Origin of the sequence: Salegentibacter sp. 24 (assembly GCF_004362395.1) — a bacterium.
Classification (GTDB): domain Bacteria; phylum Bacteroidota; class Bacteroidia; order Flavobacteriales; family Flavobacteriaceae; genus Salegentibacter.
The window spans coordinates 163,289-170,414 of record NZ_SNWE01000008.1 but is presented as its reverse complement, the minus strand read 5'-3'; the positions used below and the strand labels follow the sequence as shown (position 1 = coordinate 170,414).

Sequence of the window (7,126 nt, the reverse complement as noted above, 5' to 3'; positions counted from 1 at the left end):
AAAACTGAAAAAGGTCACAGCAGCTGTTTTATAGGGTGTTTTCAATCCTTTTACCATTTCAAGTTCTTCCTTCATCATAGTGTCTACCCAAACCTTTTTATTGCTTGTTATTACCATCACTACTTCTTCCAGAAGTTTACCCGTAAACCCTTTACTTCTATAAATCTCCCTGATTTCTTCAATCTCCTGATCCTTAAGATTTTCTATTTCCCAGTATTCAATCTGTCTGTGCTTTTCAAAATTATCCCGTTCGGATTTGACAGAGAAAAAATTCCCAACTGACATTGAAAAACCATCGGCTATTAAATTGGTTAACCCCAGAATAAGCACTACAGTAATCCCCAAATTTGCACCTTCAGCACCTGCCACTATTGCAAATGTTGTTATGGCACCATCAATTCCTCCATATACAAATTCACCTATATATTCCTTTCCTCCAAAAAACCAATTCTTACCGTAATGATTATTTAGTTCCGCTATTTTTTCAGCTTTTTTTTGCATTTTATATCCTTTAAATAATTCTGCAAATGGAAAAGAGAACAGAGATGGGCTTTGCAAAATTCATATAAAATTAGATTCTTCTAGCTTAGAAAAGAATGATTGATATCATTGTATTATAAAAAAAACAAGGAATTTATTCATTTATAAAACAACTCCAAAGGCAAGTTTATAGCCTTATTATAAAATGTATTGCCTGCATACCCATAAACAATTTAGAATACGGCCTTTACCCCTTTTCGATGAATAATCGTTTGAACTTAGATTATCTGAAATCAATTTCAAATTTTTTTATGCCCAGCCTGGATTTTTTCTATAACTGAATCAGGTCCCATAAAACACCTAGTGCTACACTGGTAAATTTCATGGACAACCATCTGTTTTTTAATTGGATAAAGACGGAGAAGATCTTTAAACTAGGAAAAACCTTTCACCAGGCATCTAAAAAGAAAAGTCACAGGGGTATTTAAATTCATTCCGGATTTTAACAATTAGCACTGAATTCATTTAGAGTTCCAGTAATTCTAACAACAAATTTCCCTGTAATTAATCAAAATAGAATGTTATTTTTTTCTTACAAGTCGTTAAAAGTTTTAGCTTTTTCTCTGATAAAAATTATATTCCGATTATGGGAAAAGATAAACAGTTAAAAAGAAGCTTAGGATTATGGGATATTTTAATGTTTGGAGTAGGTGGGATAGTTGGGGCTGGAATTTATGCTATTATTGGAGAAGCGGCAGCTTTGGGTGGTAATATGCTGTGGTTAAGCTTTGTTATTGCTTCCTTGGTAGCACTTTTAACCGCGCTTTCTTATGCAGAGTTTGTTAGCAGATTTCCGGACTCAGGTGGTAGTTTTGAATATATAAAACAAAGCTTGGGTAAAAAACCGGCTTTCATCATGTCAGGTTTTATGGTCCTTACCGGGGTTGTAGCCGCTGCTGCTATTGCTATTAGTTTTGCTAGTTATCTGAATAGGTTATGGGAGATTCCAGCCTGGATAATCGTTATTGGAATCGTAGCTTTGATGGCATTTTTCAACATTATCGGAGCCAAATATAGCTCTTATTACAACTCCTTTGCTACTATTGTGACCCTAAGTGGTCTTGCAGTGGTAATAGCTGTTGCCATACCTGAAATTGGCACTGTAGATCTCACTAAATTAAATAATGCTGGCTGGAATGGAATTCTGGCCGGGGGTGCTCTAATTTTCTTTAGTTATATCGGATTTGAAGATTTAGTAAAAATGGCAGAAGAGACTAAAAATCCAGAAAAGAATATGCCAAAGGGGGTTCTTCTAAGCGGAATTGCAGTATTGGTGATCTACGTTTTAATCGCTATTAGCTCAGTGAGCGTTTTAGACTGGAATAAACTCGCACAGTCTGAAGGGCCTTTAGCAGCTGTAATAGAGACGAAATTGGGAACTATTGGTGCAACCGGTTTGGTGGTGGTTGCGTTATTTGCTACCAGCAAGACTATTTTAAGTAATATTCTTGGAACTTCCCGCCTGCTCTATGATATAGCGAGGGATAGCGAGGTGAAATGGCTAAAAAAGTTCACTACTATCTCTGGTATAGGAAATGCTCCTAACTACGCAATTATCGCTATTACAGTTCTTGCTATTGGATTCGGATTACTGGGGAATTTAAAATTGGTAGCTAGTATCAGTAACATATTTATTTTTATAGTGTTTGGAATGGTAAATTTTTCCCTTTTAATATTTCGCTATAAGAATAGAGACAAAGAAAAAGCTCCTTTTCATATCCCGTTGAATATAAAAAATATACCTATACCCACTATTTTAGCTTTAATCACCATCCTGATATTATTCGGATATAACATTTATAATTTAACTCAAGGGAGTTAAATTATAAATCGTAAAATTTCACCGCCAATGAATTTTTCTAATTTTCTGTATATTGGTATCCAATTGAACTAAAAAATTAAAGATCATTTAAGCTTGTGATATGTTATTTTATATTCCAAACAAGTCTGCTTACAAATATAAAATCGTAATAGCCACAAGTAGGAAAACCATCACCCGACTTTATTAAAGAAGCAGCTATAAGGATATTAGCAGCGGTACACCTACATTTTGTTTTTGTACTCAAATCATGAAGTCGGGAAAACTTTAGTTGAATTTGATTCCCTATCTAAATTTAAATACCTGGAAGCCTATCAGAGATACCTGCATAATTACATGATGAATTACCTGCATTGCCAAAAGAATTTAAATGGCAACTAACCTCTCAAGACATATTTTTTTTACCATAGTCATTCTGGTGATGACCAGAATTATTTCTTTTTTATGGTATACCTCAAGGACTAACTGGCAACAGCCATATCCCATTTCCTACTGACTTTTTCTCCAAAGAAATTAAAAGAACCTTAATGATTTACAAATGTCCAAAGTAACAGCAATAACAGAACTGAATTTGTATTCACAAAGATAGCGACAAGCCAGGTTCATCAATACTTGGCGTGAAAATTTTGGTTATTCCCCTGGTCTTCTTTTTTCTATATCCGGTGGAGGTATACCCTATCGAGGAAGTGTTTTTTAAACTCCGATTTTAGAATATCAGGTTTTAATGGATTTAAGCTTATAAATCTTACTTCTAACTGAACCTACTTCTCCCAGCCTAATAATTCCTAGCAATAATCTTATATCCGGTTTATGATTTGTAATTATATCCGCCACTTTAGCTACAGCAATATCTCTTTCTTTTATACACTCTTGATAGCCTTTCTCACCATGCTTATGTAAAGTTTGTACAAATCTCCATGCGCCATCCCTGGCCAGTTTCAAGCTGAAATTCGTCATTAGATTATCCAGCTGCCCGGTATGTTTTAAAACGTATCGAAGAGGGGGCCAGATAGTTGCCAAATTATACTGTACCTCTTCCACGAGGTTTGCCAGGATCTGATTAATTCTATAGAAATCATCGCTTAATTCCTCAATACTTCCTCCTTCGGAAACTTTCGCAGCAGCGATTCCCAGGTCAAGGTTTATATGGGCATTGATACCTATGAACAAATGTTGAATGGTAATGGGCCAGAAATTGGATGCCAGATTGAAAGCTTTCTGCCAGGATTTAGTTACCGGTAGGTTTTCTTGATAGTTGTAATAAGCATCGATATATCTTTCAGCGAAGATCACATCGAGCTTCTCCATTCGTTTGGCATCATCGAAATAGCCTGTTTCAATACCCTCCTTTACTTTCCAGGTCACCCGACGGTATAATACTGCGAAATATCCAAGTACACTATTGTTCTTCTCTGCTTCAAGTATTATCTCATCCAGGCTTTCTAAAACCTGTTCTATAGTTTCCATAAAATAACCGATTGGTTAATCAAAATAAGTATTTAATCAGAATTTATAACAGTAATCATATATTCCCGGCTCGCTTTATCAAAAATTCCAGTGATTGCAAGATCGAGATTAGTAGCCTGAAATTCTTTGAGAGCACCTTCTGTCTTAGGGCCAAATTTCCCGTCAGAAGTTCCGCAATCAAAACCAAGCAGTTTTAATGCATCCTGAAGATTTACCACATCTTGACCGGTATCTCCTATCTTCAATATTTTTTTACCAAAATTTATTTTTGTATTGGGCACCAGTCTTCTGAAGCCTAATAACTGGCTAACAGGATAAGCTGTTACGGAAACCTGGTTTCCCTGGTTACCACCAAGGCAGTAAATGCGAGAAGCATTTTTTGAAAAGCCCATAAAAACACCTACATGACCTTTCCAGGAATCTATACTTTCCCTCCAAAAGACAACGATATCACCAGGTTCAGGATGATTCGTAGTCACTCCTTCAAGTAACCAGGACCTTGCAGCCAAACTATTAGAGCGTTTCTTCCCTGCTTTATCTGCAACCCAATTAATAAATAAACTACACCAGGCAGTTTCATCCGAAGTATAATCTTTAAATCCGCAATCTTTAGCATATGCCAATATTTTTTCATTGGTCTTAGCTCCGGAAATTTCCTTTACTCCTATTTCACCAGTGGCGATCGCTAATAAATTTTTCATGTTTTTAATTTTAAAAATTAATTAACCGATTTTACATTTTTGTTCACGAAAAATAAACTTGTTCAAATTTGCCATATAAAAATTTATGAAAAAAGGGTGCTTTTCCCCTATCTTTAATTTACAAATTAACATAAATTTATATGAATTTATAATCTAAGCGATTATGAGAAAGTCATTTTTCCTTATTTATCCTATAATTCTGACATTTTTCCTTAATTCTTGCGCTAGTGTACCTAAAGAGGCACCCGTACTGTCACAACAACTTAAAAATGAAATTCAGGAATTGGAAAATTCCCATCTAAGCTTAGTTCATACATTTTTCGAGTTAAAAAGAAAAAATGCTAAAGAATATATAAATACTTCTTGGTTACCCTTGTTTGCCGAAAACTATTTTAAACAAAAAGATATAAGTGAGATGTGGGATTTAGTAGTTGAGCAAGGTAGCGCTAAAGACCGACTGAATTTCATCCTAGTAACAGCTCCAACCCTACTAGAGGAGATTAATCTCCGGTATGAAACCATGATAGAACCTTTAGACAAATTAGAGTACCAATTGACACAAGCACTAAAAGAAAAATACGTAAATGCAAAGAGCATCAATAATACTATCACTTCATTTCTTATGTCGGCCTCTGAAATTGATGAAAATCGCCAGCGTTACCTGGATATAGTCGGTATTACCGATGATAAAATATCAACAGCCATTAACCATACTGAAATGATTACTGGAAGAATGCTCAATACGGCTAATTCCGTGGATTTCAAGTACGATGAAATCCAGGAAAATATTGAAGAATATAAGGAACAGCTTAATATTATTCTAAATCAGTTATAATGGGAAATAGTACTAAAATAGACTGGGAGGAATTTCGTAAGAAAGCTCAAAAAGCGGCCTCCCAGGCGGCTGAAGAAACAAATGAAGAATTAGCCGGCGAAATGGCTTCTTTTACACATCTTACAAAGAAGGAAATCCAAGAAATATTTCCTGAAAAGAGCGAAATGGAAGATTTTTCCGAACTAATGGAGATTGTTAAATCCAGTACTTCAAGAAACAACAAAGTGAATAAGATTGTAGAAAACTCTGAAAAATTCGGTAAGGTCATGGTTTCACTTTTAAGCAAAATCATTTAGTATGAGTAAAAATAGATTTTTAGATAGCCAGGAAATTAAAAAACTTGTGCAGGAAGCTGTTTCTTTAAAAGAAAAGAATATACACTATTCCGATATAGTTGACGATAAAGGCAATCAATATGTAGATCTGGTTCAAGAAGGAGGTGGTGTTTTAGGAATCGCCTTAGTGGGATATACCTACATTATGGAGCAAGCAGGGATACGATTTTATAGTCTTGCAGGAACCTCAGCGGGATCCATCAATACCCTTTTAATGGCTGCAGTGGGAAAACCGGGAGAACCTACTTCTGAAAAAATAATTAAAATTATCGGAGATAAAAATTTTTTCGATTTCGTAGATGGCCCCTCAGGAATAAAAAAACTTGTACAGAAAAAAATCGAAAATGAAGGAAGTATTTTCTGGAATGTTGTCTGGAATGCTCGTAAAATATTCAAACTTTTGAAATATAAGCTAGGAGTTAATCCGGGTGACCATTTTGAAAAATGGCTAACGGAAGCTCTTCAAAAAAATGATATTCATAGCCTGGCGGATCTTGATAAATGTAGAGCAGACCTTCCTAATTTAAAAAATTTGGAGAATGACCAATATGAGTTTAAAAAACCAGGTCTCGCTATTATCACTTCAGAAATTACCACACACAGCAAAGTAGAATTTCCCAAAATGCGTGAACTCTATTGGCACGAATCCGAAAACATTCATCCGGCCAAATTTGTTAGGGCCTCCATGTCAATACCGTTCTTTTTCTATCCTTTTACGGTGAAAAATATTCCGGACGCAGGGAATACTAATGTTAAAAAATGGGAGGAATTTGTAAGCTACGGTGGTCCAGTCCCGAGTGCTGTTAAATTTGTTGATGGAGGAATGCTCTCCAACTTTCCAATCAATACTTTTCATATTCCAAAAGGTCAGCCTTCAAGGCCCACATTCGGAGTGCGTCTAAGTACCTATCGTGAATCATATGCAAGTACCGACAGTACTTTTGAATACTGTGGAGCTATGATCAGTACGATGCGACAGATCCATGACTATGATTTTATCCTTAAAAACCCTGATTACGAAAAACTTATATGTAGAATTGATGCAGATCAAGAGTATAACTGGCTAAATTTTGGAATGACAGAGGAAATGCAGGAGAAATTATTTCTGTTAGGGGCAAAAAAAGGCTTAGAATTTCTTCAGTCATTTGACTGGAAGAAATACAAAGAGATTCGTGCTAATTGCTAGAATAAAATTTTTGAGGTAAATTACTTGGAAATCATCTTCCAAGGTTTATTTATTGATTTTATCCTCACCTTTGTGGTCTGATTATTTGTTTGAAAAAAGTAATTCTCAAAAACTTATCCTGGATATATTTAGATTATTATAATAAATTGAGACTTCTCTTAGGCTTTAAGCGAATATAATTAATAATCAGATGTTTATTTCCACCTAGTCTTCATTAAAACAGAACCCTCTGTGAATAAGTAC

Annotated in this window: 7 protein-coding genes; 4 read left to right on the top strand and 3 right to left on the bottom strand. The window is 35.1% G+C overall.

The window, feature by feature from the left end:
- On the bottom strand, positions 1–501 hold a 501-nt coding region (locus DET49_RS07935), incomplete at its 3' end, for a VIT1/CCC1 transporter family protein (RefSeq protein ID WP_133547558.1).
- 625 nt (positions 502–1,126) lie between these two features.
- Between DET49_RS07935 and DET49_RS07930 the strand changes: the two genes are divergently transcribed.
- Positions 1,127–2,362, top strand: coding sequence for an APC family permease (locus tag DET49_RS07930; protein WP_133547557.1), 1,236 nt, complete (start codon positions 1,127–1,129; stop codon positions 2,360–2,362).
- Positions 2,363–3,073: 711 nt separating this feature from the next.
- Here the strand turns inward: DET49_RS07930 and DET49_RS07925 are convergent.
- Both DET49_RS07925 and DET49_RS18885 read right to left on the bottom strand, forming a co-directional pair.
- On the bottom strand, positions 3,074–3,826 hold the full coding sequence (locus tag DET49_RS07925; RefSeq protein WP_133547556.1) for a DUF5995 family protein: 753 nt from the start codon (positions 3,824–3,826) through the stop codon (positions 3,074–3,076).
- 32 nt (positions 3,827–3,858) lie between these two features.
- Positions 3,859–4,527 (bottom strand): TIGR02594 family protein, encoded by a 669-nt coding sequence (locus DET49_RS18885; RefSeq protein WP_133547555.1) that lies wholly within the window; start codon positions 4,525–4,527, stop codon positions 3,859–3,861.
- A gap of 163 nt (positions 4,528–4,690) precedes the next feature.
- On the opposite strand from DET49_RS18885, the gene DET49_RS07915 reads away from it, so the two are divergent.
- From DET49_RS07915 to DET49_RS07905, 3 genes are read left to right on the top strand one after another with little or no spacing between them, the layout of a single operon-like run.
- Entirely contained in the window at positions 4,691–5,362 is a 672-nt protein-coding gene (locus DET49_RS07915) for a hypothetical protein (protein WP_133547554.1), read from the top strand.
- Positions 5,362–5,658, top strand: a complete 297-nt coding sequence (locus tag DET49_RS07910) for a hypothetical protein (RefSeq protein WP_133547553.1) — start codon at positions 5,362–5,364, stop codon at positions 5,656–5,658. The genes DET49_RS07915 and DET49_RS07910 overlap by 1 nt, the downstream gene beginning before the upstream one ends.
- A gap of 1 nt (position 5,659) precedes the next feature.
- Entirely contained in the window at positions 5,660–6,883 is a 1,224-nt protein-coding gene (locus DET49_RS07905; protein ID WP_133547552.1) for a patatin-like phospholipase family protein, read from the top strand.
- Positions 6,884–7,126: the final 243 nt, after the last annotated feature.